A 14,773-nucleotide genomic window follows, 5' to 3' on the forward strand; every position below is an offset into this window, starting at 1 on the left:
CGGGGCGAGTCCCGGCCCCGGAACAAAAAAAACGCACCTCCCCCGTGCACACCAACAGGCATCGCACCAGAACAAGGGTATTCACCGACAAGCTGGCTCCATACCACCCACAACGCTGGTACTTCCTGCAAAGAGACAACAGGTGCAAAGTCCGCCCAGACCCATCCACAGGAGAAAACAGAATGACCATGCCCCGACGTCTTTCCCTGAAACGCGCAGCGCTCGCAGCCGCCGCGATGCTGATGTTGATGAGCAGCGGCGGCGCCGCATTCGCGCAGCAGGCCAAGGAGCTCACCTTCGCCCACCAGGACATGCTGGTCCCCCTGCGCCTGGTCATGGAATCGGGCGAGGTCGAAAAAGCCACGGGCTACAAGATCAACTGGCGCATGTTCTCGGGCGGCGGCGACGTGATCCGGGCCATGGCGTCGGGCGACGTGCAGATGGGCGAAACCGGCTCCAGCCCGCTCACGGCCGCGGCCAGCCAAGGGCAGGACATCAAGCTGTTCTGGATCTCGGCCGACATCGCCAACGCCGAGGCGCTGGTTGCGCGCAATGCATCGGGCATCAACAGCATGAAGGACCTGGCCGGCAAGAAGGTGGCCACGCCATTCGTCTCGACTGCGCACTACCAGCTCATGGCCGGCATGAAGATGGACGGCGTCGACCCCAAGAGCGTCAACGTGATGAACATGCGCCCGCCCGAGATCGCGGCGGCCTGGGAGCGCGGCGACATCGACGCCACGTTCATCTGGGACCCGGTGCTCTCCAGGATCAAGGGCACGGGCAAGACCATCGCCACCTCGGGCAGCATCGGCAAGCGCGGCGCGCCCACCTTCGAGGGCATCGTGGTCAACGCCAAGTGGGCCGCGGCCAACGAGCCGTTCATGATCGCCTTCGTGAAGGCGCTCAACCGCGCCAACGAGGAATACAAGGCCAGCGGAAAGAGCTGGACGCCCGACTCGCCGCAGACCAAGGCCATGGCCAAGTGGACCAAGGCCGACCCCAAGGACGTGTCGGCCGCAATGGCGCTCTACACCTTTCCGACCATGGCTGAACAGGTCTCGCCCACGTGGCTGGGCGGTGGCGCGGCCAAGGCGATGGCGGGCACGGCGGCGTTCCTGAAGGAGCAGGGCCGGGTGCAGGAGGTCAAGCCCGACTACAGCGCCTTCGTGACCACGGCCTACGTCGAGAAAGCCATGGGAAAGTAGGCCGCATGCCCACGCTCGACATTCGCGACCTCACGGTCAACTACGCCGTCAAGGGCGGCACGCTGCAGGCGCTCGCGCCGGTCAACCTCACGATGCGCGACGGCGACTTCGTCGTGGCGCTCGGCGCCTCGGGCTGCGGCAAGACCACGCTGCTCAACAGCATTGCCGGCTTCCTGCCGCCTTCCACCGGACAGATCCTGCTCGACGGCAAGCCCGTGGTCGGCCCCGGCGCCGATCGCGGCGTGGTGTTCCAGAAGCATGCGCTGATGCCCTGGCTCAACGTGCGCGACAACGTGGCGCTGGGCTTGCGCCTGGCCGGCGCCGGCAAGGCCGAGCGCGACCGCATCGCGGAAGAAAAACTCGCGCTCGTGGGCCTGCAGCAGTACGCGGAGCGCACGGTGTACGAACTCTCGGGCGGCATGCAGCAGCGCGTGGGCATTGCGCGTGCGCTGGCCAGCGACCCGGCCGTGCTGCTCATGGACGAGCCCATGGGCGCGCTCGACGCGTTCACGCGCGAACAGGTGCAGGAGATCCTGCTCAAGGCCTGGTCCAGATCGAACAAGATGGTGTTCTTCATCACCCATTCGGTCGAAGAGGCGCTGTTCCTGGCCACGCGGCTGGTCGTGATGAGCCCGAGCCCGGGGCGCATCTCGCACGTGTACGACGAGGTTCCGTTCTCGCGCCAGTTCCTCTCGCATGGCGACTCGCGCAAGGTGAAATCGGAACCCGAATTCATCCGCATGCGCGAAGAGGTTCTTTCGATCATTCATCATCGCGAGGCTGCCCATGCCTGAGGCCACCATTGCATCGCCTGTCGCCATGACGCCACCCTCCAAGCCCGCCGCGCCGCCGCCTGCGCCGGCCGGCACCAAGCTCAAGACCAGCGCCTTCAAGGTGCCGGGCGAGGGCTCGAGCGTGACCATCAGCGTGGTCACGGTGGTGGCGCTGGTCGCGCTGTGGTTCCTCGTCACCAACATGGGCTGGGTCAAGCCGCTGTTCCTGCCGACGCCGCAGGCGGTGTTCCAGCAGTTCTACGAGTACCTCACGGGGCAGGCCAACGACAAGCCGTTGTGGCAGCACTTCCTCGCGAGCATGTTCCGCGTGTTCTCGGCGTTCCTGCTGGCCTGCGCCACGGCCATTCCGGTGGGCATTGCAATGGGCATGAGCCGCTTCTGGCGCGGCATCTTCGATCCGCCGCTGGAGTTCTACCGGCCGCTGCCGCCGCTGGCTTACCTGCCGCTGATCATCATCTGGTTCGGCATCGACGAGTTGCCCAAGGTGCTGCTGATCTTTTTGAGTTGCTTTGCGCCGCTGGCGCTGGCCGCGCGCTCGGGCATGCGCAGCGCGTCGCAGGAGCAGATCAACGCCGCGTATTCGATGGGCGCGAGCTACATGCAGGTGATCCGGCACGTCATATTGCCGTCGGCGCTGCCCGACATCCTGGTGGGCATGCGCATTGCCATCGGTTTCGGCTGGACCACGCTGGTGGCCGCCGAGATGGTAGCGGCCAACATGGGGCTGGGCCAGATGGTGCTGAACGCGTCGAACTTCCTGCGCACCGACATCGTCATCATGGGCATCATCGTCATCGGGGTGGTGGCCTATCTGTTCGACCTGCTGATGCGGTGGCTCGAGCGGCGCCTGGTGCCCTGGAAAGGGCGCATGTAGCCGCAACAGAAGGAGGGGAAGCCAGCACCTGCGATGCGGGCGGCAGCGGCGGCATCGCGGGCGGATTGCCGTGCTGAACCATCGACTGCTCGAGAAAGTCGAGCATGGTGCGCATCGCGGCGCTGTTGTGGCGGCGCTGCGAGTAGGCCGCATACAGCCAGTGGTCGCGCGGCATGTGCTCGCGCAGCACCGGCACCAGCGCGCCGCGCTCCAGGTGCGACTGCGCCAGCGGCTCGGGCACGTAGGCCACGCCCGCGCCGCGCAGCGCCAGCTCGATGAGCGCAACGGCGTCGTTGGCCTCCATGCGGCTGTGCACCGGCACGTCGACCGCCTTGCCGCCGGTCTCGAAGGGCAGGTGGGTGGTGGGCTTGGCCGAGTAGCTCAGCACGTCGTGGCGGCCCAGGTCTTCGGGCACCCTGGGAATGCCGCGCCGGGCCCAGTAGGCCGGGCTCGCGCAGACCACCATGTCGAAAGGCACCAGCCGGCGCACGATCAGGTTCATGTCATCGATGCGCCCGCCCGTCAGGTGGATGTCGATGCCTTCCTCGATCAGGTCGATCTCGCTGTTGGTGAACACCAGGCTCACGTACACGTCCGGATAGAGCTTGATGAACTCGGCGATCACGTCGGACAGCCAGCCCGCGATCAGCCCGTGCGGCGCGCTCATGCGCAGCCGCCCCTGCGGGTGCGAGCCGTGGGCCTGCAGGTCGTTGAGTGTGTTCTCGGCCATGGCCACCAGCTCGGTGCTGCGGTCGAGCAGCACCTGCCCGGCATCCGTCAGGCTCAGCGAACGGGTGGAGCGGTTGAGCAGGCGCACGCCGCTGCGGGTTTCGAGTTCCGCCACGTAGCGGCTGACCGTGGCCTTCGACATGCCGAGCGAAATGGCGGCGCGGGAGAAGCTGCGCCGAAACGCCACTTCGCGGAAAGTTTTGATGAGATCGAGGCCGTCCATGGTGGCCGCATTGTTCCAGCATCGGGGGTTGGGGCGCAGGCCGTAGGGGCATCCCCCTTTTCCCCCGAATCGCGGCAGCGGCTCCCGGCGGCTCCCGAAAGCACCCGAAGGTGTTCATCGCCCCCGGCGGTGGTGGCCGGGGCCCGCCGGCCTCAGGCAGGAACCTTCTGCGCGGGCGGCGCCTGCAGCGGCGGCGTGCCGGTCTTGAACATGCTTGCCAGTTGCTGGCGAAATTCCGGCGTGTCGGTATGGCCGTGGACGGCCACGGCGTGCTGGACGGCGGCTTCGAGCAGTTCGCTCTCGGTATCGGCGGAGAGCGCGACACTGCAGTTCATCGTGCTTGGAAACTCGCGGCAGTCGATGTATTGGCGTGACATGGTGGCTCCTGGAATGTCCTCGCGGACGTGTTTCGAAGATCAGGCAGGTCGAAAAGAGGCTGGCGCAAGGCTACCCATGTAAGCGTCAAGCCTTGTTTCGTCGATGGCCATGTGTATCCTTTCGCAGGAAGCAGCCTGCGCGCGCCTTGCCTGCCTATACTGGGTCGCGGCAAAGGGCCTGCGAGCATCCTGCGTCTCGATGCTTGCAGGCGCCATACGCAGCAATGCGTATGCACCGTGAAAGGGGCATGCCATGACGCATCTGACGCGCAATGATCGAGCGGGCGCGCTTCGCCTGCTGGAGCAGCTGGAGTCCGGGCATTCGCCCATGCGGCCTCATGGCACAGGCAGCAACGGCCTGCGCGCAAGCCCCGGCAGCGCCACCAAGGCGCCGGGCCGCGGCGAGTTCCGCCGCGCCGCAGGGCAGGCCGACCGCTACCGGCGCGCGGGACTGGAGCATGCGGTGGCGGTGGCCTTCCTGTACCGGCTGGCCTGCCGCGCCGCGGCGCCGCTGCCTCATGCGCCGCTGCCCGATGCGCCGTCGCCCGATGTACCGCTGGCCGGCCTCACGCCGCGCGAGGGCGATGTGATGCACTGGCTCTCGCGCGGCAAGACCGACGCCGAGATCGCCGCCTTGCTGGAGATCAGCCCGCGCACCGTCCACAAGCACCTGGAGCATGTGTACGTGAAGCTCGGCGTCGAGACGCGCACCGCGGCCGTGGTGCGTGCGCTCGCCATGGGCAGGACCTCCTGAGGAATAAGGACAAAGTCAGCGCGAGGCCACTGCCACCGGCGCATCGGCCGGCGACGCGGACCGCCCGATCATCCACGCGCACGCGGCGGACACCACGCCCGCGAACAGCACATACAGACAGATCTGCCACGGCTGGCCGCCGCCCGACTTGAGCAGCGCGGTCGCGATGATCGGCGTGATGCCCGAGGCAAAGATGCCCGAGAACTGGTAGACGAAGGAGATGCCCGTGTAGCGCACCTTGGCGTCGAACAGGTCGCAGAACAGCGCGGCCTCCGGCCCGTACACCGAGGCATACAGGATGCCGAAGGGGATGATGATCGCGAGCCACACCAGCAGCACGCTGCCGCCGCTGTGCGTCATGAGCCAGAAGCCCGGAAACGCCGACACTGCCGTGATCAGCGAACCCCACATGTAGACCTTGCCGCGCCCCATCCGGTCGGACAGGCGGCCGAAGAAGGGAATGAAGAAGATCATCACCACGGCAGCGGCCATCACGCCCAGCAGCGCGTCGGTGCGGCTGATCTTGAGGGTGCCGGTCAGGTAGTTGATGGAGAACACGCCGAAGATGTTGAAGAACACCCCGTCGATGTAGCGCGCGCCCATGCCCTTGAGCACGTTGCCCGGATAGCGCCGCAGCATGTCCATGAACGGAATGCGCAGCTCGGCGTTGCGCGCCTTCACAGCCGCGAACTCCGGCGTCTCCTGCACGTGCAGGCGGATGTACATGCCCACCCCCACCATCACGCCGGAAATCAGGAACGCGATGCGCCAGCCCCATGCGAGGAACTGCTCGTCGGTCAGCAGCCATGACAGGAGCGCTACCACGCCCGAGGCCATGCACAGGCCGATGGCCAGCCCGATCTGCGGCAGCGAGGCATAGAAGCCGCGCTTGCCCTTCGGCGCGTATTCGTACGCCATCAGCACCGCGCCGCCCCATTCGCCGCCCAGCCCGATGCCCTGCGCCACGCGCAGCAGCAACAACAGCAAGGGCGCTGCGATGCCGATCTGCGCGTAAGTGGGCACCAGGCCGATCAGGAAGGTGGCCACGCCCATGATCATCAAGGTGATGATGAGCATGCTCTTGCGGCCGATCTTGTCGCCGAAATGGCCGAAGATCACGCCGCCCAGCGGCCGCGTGACAAAGCCCACCGCGAACGTGGTGTAGGCCAGCAGGGTCGACACCACCGGGTCGCTGCCCGGGAAGTAGAGCTTGTTGAACACGATGCCGGCCACCACGCCGTACAGGAAGAAGTCGTACCACTCGATGGTGGCGCCCACCAGGGCCGAAACCACCACCCTGCGAATCGCTTTCTCGTCGCTTGCGCTCATGTCTTTGTCTCCGATGTGGTTGTCGCGGCGGCTGCCGCCCTCACGTCCTCTCTGATCATGTCGACGGCCTTCTCGGCCATCATCACGGCGGGTGCGTTGGTGTTGCCCGACACCAGCGTGGGCATGGCCGAGCAGTCGATCACGCGCAGCCCGGCCACGCCGTGTACGCAGAGGCGCGCATCGACCACCGCGAGCGGATCGTTGCCCATGCGGCAGGTGCCCGTGGGGTGAAAGATGGTGGCGCCGTTGTTGCGGCAGAACTCCAGCAGGTCGGCGTCGCTCGCGGCATCGGGGCCGGGCTTCACCTCGCGCTTCACGTAGGGCTGCATCGCGGGCGATTGCGCAATGGCGCGCGCTGCCTTCACGCCGGCCACGGTGGTCGCGCGGTCGAGCTCGGTGGCCAGGTAGTTGGGCTGCATCTCGGGCGGCTCGGCCGCGTCGAGCGAGCGGATGCGCACATGGCCGCGCGACTCGGGCCGCAACTGGCACACCGACATCGTGAAGCCCGAGTACGGATGCACCTTGCCGCCCGCCATGTCGGCCGAGAGCGTGGCCACGTGGAACTGGATGTCGGGCGTGGCGGCCACCGGCCGGCCGCTGTCGTCCTTCAGCGCGCGCATGAAGCAGCCGCCCTGGTTGATCCCCACCGCGAGCGGGCCGGTGCGGCGCGCCAGCCATTCCAGGCCCATGCTCGCCTGGCCGAACCAGGAGTTGAGCTGGTCGTTGGTGGTGATGGGCTTGCTGCATTCGTAGCCCAGCCGGATCTGCAGATGGTCCTGCAGGTTCTCGCCCACGCCCGGCAGCACATGCACCGGCGCGATGCCCATGCGCTCGAGCAGCGCGCGCGGGCCGATGCCCGAGAGCTGCAGCAGCTGCGGCGACTGGATCGAACCCGCCGAAAGCAGCACCTCGGCGCGGCAGCGCGCGGTCTTTGTCTCTCCGCCCTGGCGGTAGCTCACGCCCACGGCGCGCCGGCCGTCGAACACCAGCCGGTTGGCCAGCGCCTCCGTCTCGATGCGCAGATTGGGCCGGTTCCGCGCCGGCACCAGGTAGGCCTTGGCCGTGCTGCAGCGCCAGCCCTTGTGCGTGGTGAGCTGGTAGTAGCCCGCGCCTTCCTGAGCGGCGCCGTTGAAGTCGTCGGTGCGCGGCACGCCGATCTGCTGCGCGCCGCCGATGAAGGCCTCGATGAGTTCGTGCTTCGCCGCGATGTCCGACACCTTCAGCGGCCCGTCGCCGCCATGGAAGGCGCTCGCGCCGCGCTGGTTGCCTTCGGAGCGGATGAAGTAGGGCAGCACGTCGTCGTAGCCCCAGCCCGCATTGCCGAGCGCGGCCCAGTGGTCGTAGTCCTCCCGCTGGCCGCGGATGTAGATCAGCCCATTGATCGCGCTCGAACCGCCCAGCGTCTTGCCCCGGGGCCAGTAGATGCGCCGGCCGTTCATGTTCGGGTCGGGGTCGGTCTCGAAGCGCCAGTTGTAGGTGGGGCTCCACATCGTCTTGCCGTAGCCGATGGGCAGGTGGATCCAGAGCGACCTGTCCACCGGGCCCGCTTCGAGCAGCAGCACGCGCGTGGCCGGGTCTTCGCTCAGCCGGCCGGCCAGCACGCAGCCGGCCGAACCGGCGCCCACTACGATGTAGTCGAACTCTTCATCACGCATGCATGGCACCCGGGGAGTGGAACAATCGCTTGGCTTGCTTGCATCCTAGGTTAATGTTTTTCGGAACGCAATGTTCCATTTTTAAGGTTTACCCGCATGCCACGTTCCGCGCGCTCCGCAGCCGCCGTGTCTTCGCCATCGCTTTCCGTGCCTGCCGCGGAGGAGCCGGCCTCCGGCTCGTCGGCCGAGCGCAGCCTTCGCCTGCTGGCCTTGCTGGCCAGCGAAGGCCGCGCCCTCACGCTCGCCGAGCTGGCCGCGCAGCTGGGGCTGCCCAAGGGCACGGCACACCGCATCTGCACCCAGCTGCTGGCCACCGGCTTCCTGGCGCGCGACGTGGACGAGCGTTCGTTCAGCGTCGGCCCCGCGCTGCGCAAGCTCGCCTTCGACACCCTGAACCATGGCACGGTGCGCGGCCTGCGGCACCAGGTGCTGTCCGAACTCGTGCGGCAGGTCGGCGAGACCTGCAACCTCACCACGCTCGACGGCGCCCAGGTGCTCTACCTCGACCGCGTGGAGGCGCAGTGGCCGCTGCGGCTCACGCTCGACGTCGGTTCGCACGTGCCGCTGCACTGCACCGCGAGCGGCAAGCTGTTCCTGGCGCAGATGCCCAAGAAGGAGCGCGATGCGCTCATCGACCGGCTGCCGCTCGCGCGCATGACGGCCAACACGCTCGTCAAGCCCGATGCGCTGCGCGCCGAGTGCGATGCGATCGCCAGGCGCGGCTATTCGCGCGACTGCGAGGAATTCATCGCGGGGCTGGTGGCCGTGGCCGTGCCGGTGCGCGATGCGGCAGGGCAGGTGCGCGCGGCGCTCGCAGTGCATGCGCCGACCGCGCGCATGTCGATGGAAGAAGCGGTGAAGCGCATCGATGCGCTCAAGGCCGCCGCGGCGCGAATGAGCACACTGCTCTGAGCCCGGGCCCTTCGCCGCCGGCGCGCCGCCTCAGCGCCACTGCAGCAGCAGCGACCACGGCTGCCAGCTCATGTGGCGGTCGGTGCAGCCCGCCGCACCGATGTCGCAGCCGGCGGGCAGGTAGCTGGGATCGAGGGTCCGCGTGCCGGGCGCGAAGTCCAGCCGCCTGCGCGTGACCGACTGCAGCACGTTGCCGCCGATGGTGTCGAAGCCCCGGTCGTCGACCTTCACCACCACGTCGCAGTGCATCGGCAGCGGCTCGCCGCCCGTGGCCCGCGCCGCCAGCACGCCGCCGATCCCTTCGAAGCTGTCGAGCTCCGATGCCGCGCTGCGCGCATGGCAGGCCAGGTCGCCCACGCGCGGCGGCGTGTGCGCGAGATCGCAGGCCCGCATCGCGTAGCGCGTCTCGAGGCCAGCCGCCTCGGCCGCGCCGGCCTGCCAGGCGGCGCCCGCGTAGTCCGCATGCGCTTCCGAGAACACGAATTCGTCCGCGCCCAGTCCCGCCTGCTGCGCGAGCCAGCTCACGAAAGCCGCCGACCATGGCGTGTCGATCGCCGCCACGCGGTTCACCGCGGTGGCCATCGCGCGCAGCTCGGCCGCGTCGAGGCCCTGGTCCGGCCCCACGCCCAGTCCCTGCAGGTGCGAGGCGCTGGCCTGGTTGAGCGCCTGCTGCAGCAGCGTGCGGTCGGCTGGCTGCAGCGCGCCGAAGCGCACCAGCGACGGCAGCGGAGTGCGAGGTTGCGCTACCGCCTCCCAATAGCCGAGCACGCGCTGCCACGGCGCGGGGGCTGCGAGCGTGGGACGCGAATCCTCGGCCTCTGAACGGCCGGGCTCGACGAGCCGCCCTTCGGCGTCCATCGTCTGTGCGCCGAAGGCTTCGTGCTCGCGCTGCGCGGCGTCGGCCATCGCAAGGGCACGCGCGGGTGGCGGCGTCCGCACGGCGGTGTCCAGGCATGCCGATTCGGCCGCGGCAGCTGCCGATGCGAGCAGAAGCACCGCGGCCGCCGCCAGCGTGCGCGCCGGTGGCCCAGGAAAGAATGATGAAGAAGGCAGCATGTCGTGCGCAGCATAGCCAGGCCAGAGCGATGCGGCAGTGCCCACACGGCCGCCGCCGTCATGCCCCGAACAGCGGCAGCAGCTTCAGGCGCTGCACTTTGCCAGACGGGCCTCGCGGCAGGTCGGTGACAAAGCGGTAGTGGCCCGGCGCCTTGTAGCGGCCGAGCGTGTCGGCGCAGAAGGCGCGCAGTTCGTCCTCAGTGCAGGCGCAGCCTTCGCGCAGCACGATGCACACGCCGATCTCCTGGCCGTAGTGGCGGTCGGGCACGCCGACGGCCGCCGCCTCGAGCACCGCGGGATGCCGCAGCAGCGCCTCGTCGATCTCGCGCGGCGCGATGTTCTCGCCGCCCTTGATGATCAGCTCCTTGATGCGGCCGGTCACGAAGAAGAAGCCATCCGCATCGCGGTGGCCGAGATCGCCGGTGCGCAGCCATCCATCGGGCGTGAAGCTCGCGCGCGTGGCTTCGTCGTTCTTGTAGTAGCCGCGCATCACGTTGGCGCCGCGGATCGCCAGCTCGCCGGTCGTGCCGTCGGGCACCTCGGCCAGCGCGGCGTCGATGACCCGCGCCTCGCAGCCCGAGGCGCGGCCCACCGAGCCCAGCTTGCGCAGCGCGGGGTCGAGCGGGTTGGAGAAGGACGGCGCCGCGGTTTCGGTGAGCCCCATGGTTTCGACGATGCCGATGCCGAACTTCTGCTCGAAGGCGCGGTGGTGCTCCGGCGGCAGCGCGGCCGATGCCGAGCGGCAGAAGCGGATGGACGCGGTCTGTGCGGGCCGCGGCTCTTCGCCTTCGAGCAGGTACGAGATCATGGTGGGCACCACGTTGATCCAGCTGCACCCCGTGCCCGACGCCTGCTCCCAGAAGCGGCCGGCCGAGAACTTCGGTGGCATCGCGAGGCTGCCGCCATGGGCGAGCGGCGCGAGCATGGTCACGGCGAAGGCGTTGATGTGATAGAGCGGCAACACGGCCAGCACGCGGTCGGTGGGCTGCAGCGCGTGCTCGGCGCTGATCGCATGCGCGTTGGCCGTGAGGTTGCCCTGCGTGAGCATCACGCCCTTGGGCATGCCGGTGGTGCCGGAGGTGTACATCAGCAGGGCCACGTCGCCGGCCGCGGGTTGCGGCGTTTCCTCGTCGGGCGGTGCCTGCGCCTCGCCCGGCAGTGCATCGGCGTCGGGGCTGGCGACCAGCACCTCGACCGGCCGGCCGATGCCTTCGAGCATCGCGCGCACGCGTGCTTCCCATTCGGGCGCGACACACACCACGCGGCAATCCGAATGTGCGAGCACGTAGCGCATCTGCTCGGGCTGCGACAGCAGGTTGACCGGGTTCACGCACAGGCCGCCGTGCATGGCGCCGAGCAGCACGCGCAGCGTCTGCAGCCCGTTGGGCATGACCACCGACACCGTGTCGCTCGGCCGCGCGCCATGCGCGCGCAGCACCGCCGCCACCGTGCGGCAGCCGCGCGCGAGCTCGCCGAAGCCGATGCTTCTGCGTCCGCTCTCGGTGGACAACGCATACACCGCCTGCGGCTGCGCCGCCGCCTGCAGCTCGATCAGTTCATGAACGGTGGAGGCCGCCACGTTCAGCCCGCACCGTACTCGGCGAAGAAGGCGCCGAAGATGTCGTCCTCGCTCGGCACCCGTTCCGGAATCGGCCGCGACACGCGCGTGATGTTCAGGTAGTGCCGCAAGGTCATGTTGTCGGAGAAGTTGTTCTTGCCCCAGGTGCCGCAGCCCATCGACAGCGAGAACGGCAGGCCGTTGTCGAAGCTGCCGCCGGTGGCGATGCAGTGCGCCTGGTCGACGATCACGCGCGACACCGGCAGCGTGAGGCCGAGCGTCAATGCACGCTCGGGCACCGTGCTGTGCAGGCCGACCGAATGGCCTGCGCCTTCGTAGGCGTAGATGCGTGCGACCGTGGCGGCGGCTTCGTCGAAATTGCGTGCGGAATAGATCGCCAGCACCGGGCTCAGTTTCTCGCCCGAGAACGGATGCTCGTGGCCCACGCCGTCCTCGGCCACCATGAGGATGCGCGGATCCCTCGCCGCAATGGCCAGCCAGCCCTCGCGGTTGGCGCCGTCGAGGGCGGCCGCGCGCTCGGCGATCACGCGCGCCGACTGGCCGATGACGGCGGCCGAGAGCTTGCCATCGGGCCACATCAGCGACTGCAGCGTGGCCTTCTGCGCGGCCGCGAGCATGAATGCGCCGCGGTCCTTCAGCGCCGAGAGCATCCGGGCGCGCACCGCGTCCACGATCACCAGGCTGTTCTCCGACGAGCAGCTGGTCGCGTTGTCGAAGGTCTTGGACAGCAGGATGCGATCGGCCGCCGCGTTCACGTCGGCCGTTTCGTCGACGATGCCCGCCACGTTGCCCGCCCCCACGCCGAAGGCCGGCGTGCCGCTGGCGTAGGCCGCGCGCACGTTGGCCTGCGAGCCGGTCGCCACCACCAGGTCGCACAGGCGCATCAGCTCGGCCGTCGACTGCTTGTTGACCGGTGACGGCAGCAGCTGCACCAGGTCGCGCGGCGCGCCGATGCGGTCGAACTGCGCGTGGATGAATTCGATCAGCCGCGCCGCCGTCGACCAGCCCTTGGGCGAGGGCGCGACAATGACCGCGTTGCGCCCCTTGAGCGCGTTGATGATCTTGTTGGCCGGCGTGGCGCCCGGGTTGGTGGACGGCGTGACCGCGCACACCACGCCCACGGGCCGCGCGATCTCGACGATGCCGCGCGCCGGGTCTTCGGAGATCACGCCCACCGAGCGCGCGCCGCGCAGGTCGCGCAGCAGGCCGAAGGTCTTGCGGTGGTTCTTGCGCACCTTGTCTTCGACGTTGCCCACGCCCGTGTCGGCCACCGCCAGCTCGGCCAGTTCGCGGTTGCGCGCCGGCTCGATGATGGCCCAGCCCGCGGCGACCACGGCGGTGTCGACCTGCGCCTGCGACCAGGTTTCGTAGATGCGCTGTGCGGCGCGCGCGCGCGCCACCAGCTCGGCGATGGGGGAGGAGGGGGAATGGTTTTCCATGTGCATGCCTGTTTGCAGTCAGTCCACTTTGATGCTGGCCTCTTTCGCAAGCTTCTGCCAGCGCACGAGTTCCGTGGCCACCACCTTGCCCAATTGCTCCGGCGTGCCGCCGACGCCTTCGCTGCCCTGCGCCAGCAGCTTGTCGCGGATCTCCGGTTCCTTGACCACCGTGTTGATCACGCGGTTGAGCTTGTCGATGGTGGGCTGCGGCGTCTTCGCGGGCACGAACACCGCGTACCAGGAGTCGACGTCGAAATCGGCAATGCCCGCTTCCTGCATCGTGGGCACGTCGGGAAAGGCGGCGCTGCGCCGGGTGGTCGACACCGCCAGCGCCTTGAGCTTGCCGGCCTTCACGAACTGCGCGGCCGCGGGAATCGACACCCACAGCAGCGGCACCTGCCCGCCCATCACGTCGGTCACGGCCGGGCCGCCGCCGCGGTAGGGGATGTGCGTCATCTGGGTGCCGGTGCGCAGCTTCAGCAGCTCGCCCGCCAGGTGCCCGGGAGAGCCGTTGCCCACCGAGGCGAAGGACAACGATCCCGGCTTGGCCTTGGCGAGCGCCACCAGTTCAGCCACCGTGTTGGGCGCGAACTGCGTGTTGGCCACCAGGATCTGCGGCAGCGAGGCCACCAGCCCCACGGGCGCGAAGTCTTTCGCGGTGTCGAACGAGAGCTTGGCGTAGATCGCCGGGTTGATGGTGTGCGAAGACAGCGTGAACAGCACCGTGTAGCCGTCGGGTGCGGCCTTGGCCGCGATCTCGGTGCCGATGGAGCCGGCCGCGCCGCCGCGGTTGTCGATGAGCACCTGCTGGCCGAGCAGCGCCGAGAAGCGCTCCTGCACGATCCGCGCGATCACGTCGGTGCCGCCGCCGGGCGGGTACGGAACGATGAGCCTGATCGGCTTGTTCGGGTAGTCGGTGCCGTTTTGCGCCTGCGCAGCAAAAGGCGCGGCCAGGGTGGCGACCGCCAGCAGCGCGGCGCGCAGCCAGGGGGCGGGGAACAACAGCTTCATTCGAGTCTCCTTCTCCTTGTGGTGGATGCCGGCAGCGGCGCCGAGGCCGGCACCGGGCTTGCCCGGTAGCCCAGCGTGACGCTCGCGTCGCGCGCGCAGGCCAACAGGCGGTCGGCCAGTCCGCGCGCCTGCGTCCGCGCGAAGCGGATCGAGGGCACGCTCATGCCGACGGCCGCGACCGCCTCGCCGCGCGCGTTGAACACCGGCACGCCGAGACCGCAGACGCCCAGGCGCCATTCCTCGCGGTTTTCCGCATAGCCGCGAACGCGCGTGCGTTCGAGTTCCGAGAGAAGTGCATCGAAGCTGGTGATGCTGTTCTTCGTGTGCGCCGTGAGCGTGCCGAGGCGCTCGTGCAGCGCGGAAAGATCCGGCGCGGCCGCGGCGAGCAGGGCCTTGCCCGAAGCCACGCAATACGCCGCCGCCCGCCCGCCGACGCGCGAATAGGCGGCCACGGGCAGGGGACTGTCGAACTTGTCGAGGTAGACGATCTCGGCGCCGTCGAGCACCGCAAGATGGATGGTCTCGCCGGTCTGCTGTGCCAGCGCGGCGAGGTGCGGCCGCAGCAGCGAGCCCATGTCGGTGGCCTCGGACACCAGCGCGCCCAGCTCGAACAGGCGCAGGCTCGGGCGGTAGGCGCTGGTGGCCGGGTCCTGCACGGCCCAGCCGCAATCGACCAGGGTCTGCAGCGTGCGGTGCGCATTGCTGCGCGCCATGCCGAAGGCCTGGGCCAGGTCGGTGACGCGGCAGTCGCGCTGTTGCCGCGTCATCCATTCGATGGCGGCAAGGCCTTTGGCGAGGGTGGAATCCATGAGGCTTTAGATGTTCCGAATATT

Annotated in this window: 14 protein-coding genes; 5 read left to right on the top strand and 9 right to left on the bottom strand. The window is 68.8% G+C overall.

Annotation, left to right across the window (positions count from 1 at the left end; genetic code table 11):
* The first annotated feature begins 182 nt into the window (after positions 1–182).
* From tauA to QFZ47_RS19655, 3 genes are read left to right on the top strand one after another with little or no spacing between them, the layout of a single operon-like run.
* The gene (gene tauA / locus QFZ47_RS19645; protein ID WP_307657218.1) at positions 183–1,208 is read left to right on the top strand and encodes a taurine ABC transporter substrate-binding protein; all 1,026 of its coding nucleotides are present in this window, start codon (positions 183–185) and stop codon (positions 1,206–1,208) included.
* A 5-nt stretch (positions 1,209–1,213) separates the two neighbouring features.
* On the top strand, positions 1,214–2,002 hold the full coding sequence (locus QFZ47_RS19650; protein ID WP_307657219.1) for a taurine ABC transporter ATP-binding protein: 789 nt from the start codon (positions 1,214–1,216) through the stop codon (positions 2,000–2,002).
* A complete protein-coding gene (locus tag QFZ47_RS19655) occupies positions 1,995–2,876 on the top strand; it encodes an ABC transporter permease subunit (RefSeq protein ID WP_370880596.1) in 882 nt (293 codons plus the stop codon). Before QFZ47_RS19650 ends, QFZ47_RS19655 begins: the two co-directional genes overlap by 8 nt.
* Here QFZ47_RS19655 and QFZ47_RS19660 read toward each other — a convergent pair.
* Complete coding sequence (locus tag QFZ47_RS19660) at positions 2,794–3,828, bottom strand: LysR family transcriptional regulator (RefSeq protein WP_307657221.1); 1,035 nt, start codon at positions 3,826–3,828, stop codon at positions 2,794–2,796. The two genes, QFZ47_RS19655 and QFZ47_RS19660, sit on opposite strands and share 83 nt — an antisense overlap.
* Positions 3,829–3,980: 152 nt before the next feature.
* Positions 3,981–4,205 carry a DUF1059 domain-containing protein gene (locus QFZ47_RS19665; RefSeq protein ID WP_307657222.1) on the bottom strand — a complete coding sequence of 75 codons (225 nt, stop codon included), beginning with the start codon at positions 4,203–4,205 and terminating at the stop codon, positions 3,981–3,983.
* A gap of 253 nt (positions 4,206–4,458) precedes the next feature.
* On the opposite strand from QFZ47_RS19665, the gene QFZ47_RS19670 reads away from it, so the two are divergent.
* Positions 4,459–4,959 carry a response regulator transcription factor gene (locus QFZ47_RS19670; protein WP_307657223.1) on the top strand — a complete coding sequence of 167 codons (501 nt, stop codon included), beginning with the start codon at positions 4,459–4,461 and terminating at the stop codon, positions 4,957–4,959.
* Between the two features lie 15 nt (positions 4,960–4,974).
* Here QFZ47_RS19670 and QFZ47_RS19675 read toward each other — a convergent pair whose 3' ends face one another.
* On the bottom strand, positions 4,975–6,288 hold the full coding sequence (locus QFZ47_RS19675) for an MFS transporter (protein ID WP_307657224.1): 1,314 nt from the start codon (positions 6,286–6,288) through the stop codon (positions 4,975–4,977).
* Complete coding sequence (locus QFZ47_RS19680; protein WP_307657225.1) at positions 6,285–7,943, bottom strand: GMC family oxidoreductase; 1,659 nt, start codon at positions 7,941–7,943, stop codon at positions 6,285–6,287. The genes QFZ47_RS19675 and QFZ47_RS19680 overlap by 4 nt, the downstream gene beginning before the upstream one ends.
* Before the next feature lie 96 nt (positions 7,944–8,039).
* On the opposite strand from QFZ47_RS19680, the gene QFZ47_RS19685 reads away from it, so the two are divergent.
* On the top strand, positions 8,040–8,855 hold the full coding sequence (locus QFZ47_RS19685) for an IclR family transcriptional regulator (RefSeq protein WP_307657226.1): 816 nt from the start codon (positions 8,040–8,042) through the stop codon (positions 8,853–8,855).
* 30 nt (positions 8,856–8,885) lie between these two features.
* Here QFZ47_RS19685 and QFZ47_RS19690 read toward each other — a convergent pair whose 3' ends face one another.
* From QFZ47_RS19690 to QFZ47_RS19710, 5 genes are read right to left on the bottom strand one after another with little or no spacing between them, the layout of a single operon-like run.
* Complete coding sequence (locus tag QFZ47_RS19690) at positions 8,886–9,956, bottom strand: DUF2272 domain-containing protein (RefSeq protein ID WP_307657227.1); 1,071 nt, start codon at positions 9,954–9,956, stop codon at positions 8,886–8,888.
* A gap of 13 nt (positions 9,957–9,969) precedes the next feature.
* Positions 9,970–11,490: an AMP-binding protein gene (locus QFZ47_RS19695; RefSeq protein ID WP_307657228.1), complete on the bottom strand. Its 1,521-nt coding sequence runs from the start codon at positions 11,488–11,490 to the stop codon at positions 9,970–9,972.
* A gap of 2 nt (positions 11,491–11,492) precedes the next feature.
* Positions 11,493–12,929 carry an acylating sulfoacetaldehyde dehydrogenase gene (gene sauS, locus QFZ47_RS19700; protein WP_307657229.1) on the bottom strand — a complete coding sequence of 479 codons (1,437 nt, stop codon included), beginning with the start codon at positions 12,927–12,929 and terminating at the stop codon, positions 11,493–11,495.
* An 18-nt stretch (positions 12,930–12,947) separates the two neighbouring features.
* A complete protein-coding gene (locus QFZ47_RS19705; RefSeq protein ID WP_307657230.1) occupies positions 12,948–13,940 on the bottom strand; it encodes a tripartite tricarboxylate transporter substrate binding protein in 993 nt (330 codons plus the stop codon).
* Positions 13,937–14,749 (bottom strand): IclR family transcriptional regulator, encoded by an 813-nt coding sequence (locus QFZ47_RS19710; RefSeq protein WP_307657231.1) that lies wholly within the window; start codon positions 14,747–14,749, stop codon positions 13,937–13,939. The genes QFZ47_RS19705 and QFZ47_RS19710 overlap by 4 nt, the downstream gene beginning before the upstream one ends.
* Between the last annotated feature and the right edge of the window lie 24 nt (positions 14,750–14,773).

The organism is Variovorax paradoxus (assembly GCF_030815975.1).
Taxonomy (GTDB): domain Bacteria; phylum Pseudomonadota; class Gammaproteobacteria; order Burkholderiales; family Burkholderiaceae_C; genus Variovorax; species Variovorax paradoxus_N.

What these genes read in the sequence shown, in the direction of transcription:
- tauA (WP_307657218.1), top strand. Translation starts at nt 183, where the DNA reads ATGACCATGCCCCGACGTCTTTCCCTGAAACGCGCAGCGCTCGCAGCC.
- QFZ47_RS19650 (WP_307657219.1), top strand. Translation starts at nt 1,214, where the DNA reads ATGCCCACGCTCGACATTCGCGACCTCACGGTCAACTACGCCGTCAAG.
- QFZ47_RS19655 (WP_370880596.1), top strand. Translation starts at nt 1,995, where the DNA reads ATGCCTGAGGCCACCATTGCATCGCCTGTCGCCATGACGCCACCCTCC.
- QFZ47_RS19660 (WP_307657221.1), bottom strand. Translation starts at nt 3,828, where the DNA reads ATGGACGGCCTCGATCTCATCAAAACTTTCCGCGAAGTGGCGTTTCGG.
- QFZ47_RS19665 (WP_307657222.1), bottom strand. Translation starts at nt 4,205, where the DNA reads ATGTCACGCCAATACATCGACTGCCGCGAGTTTCCAAGCACGATGAAC.
- QFZ47_RS19670 (WP_307657223.1), top strand. Translation starts at nt 4,459, where the DNA reads ATGACGCATCTGACGCGCAATGATCGAGCGGGCGCGCTTCGCCTGCTG.
- QFZ47_RS19675 (WP_307657224.1), bottom strand. Translation starts at nt 6,288, where the DNA reads ATGAGCGCAAGCGACGAGAAAGCGATTCGCAGGGTGGTGGTTTCGGCC.
- QFZ47_RS19680 (WP_307657225.1), bottom strand. Translation starts at nt 7,943, where the DNA reads ATGCGTGATGAAGAGTTCGACTACATCGTAGTGGGCGCCGGTTCGGCC.
- QFZ47_RS19685 (WP_307657226.1), top strand. Translation starts at nt 8,040, where the DNA reads ATGCCACGTTCCGCGCGCTCCGCAGCCGCCGTGTCTTCGCCATCGCTT.
- sauS (WP_307657229.1), bottom strand. Translation starts at nt 12,929, where the DNA reads ATGGAAAACCATTCCCCCTCCTCCCCCATCGCCGAGCTGGTGGCGCGC.
- QFZ47_RS19705 (WP_307657230.1), bottom strand. Translation starts at nt 13,940, where the DNA reads ATGAAGCTGTTGTTCCCCGCCCCCTGGCTGCGCGCCGCGCTGCTGGCG.
- QFZ47_RS19710 (WP_307657231.1), bottom strand. Translation starts at nt 14,749, where the DNA reads ATGGATTCCACCCTCGCCAAAGGCCTTGCCGCCATCGAATGGATGACG.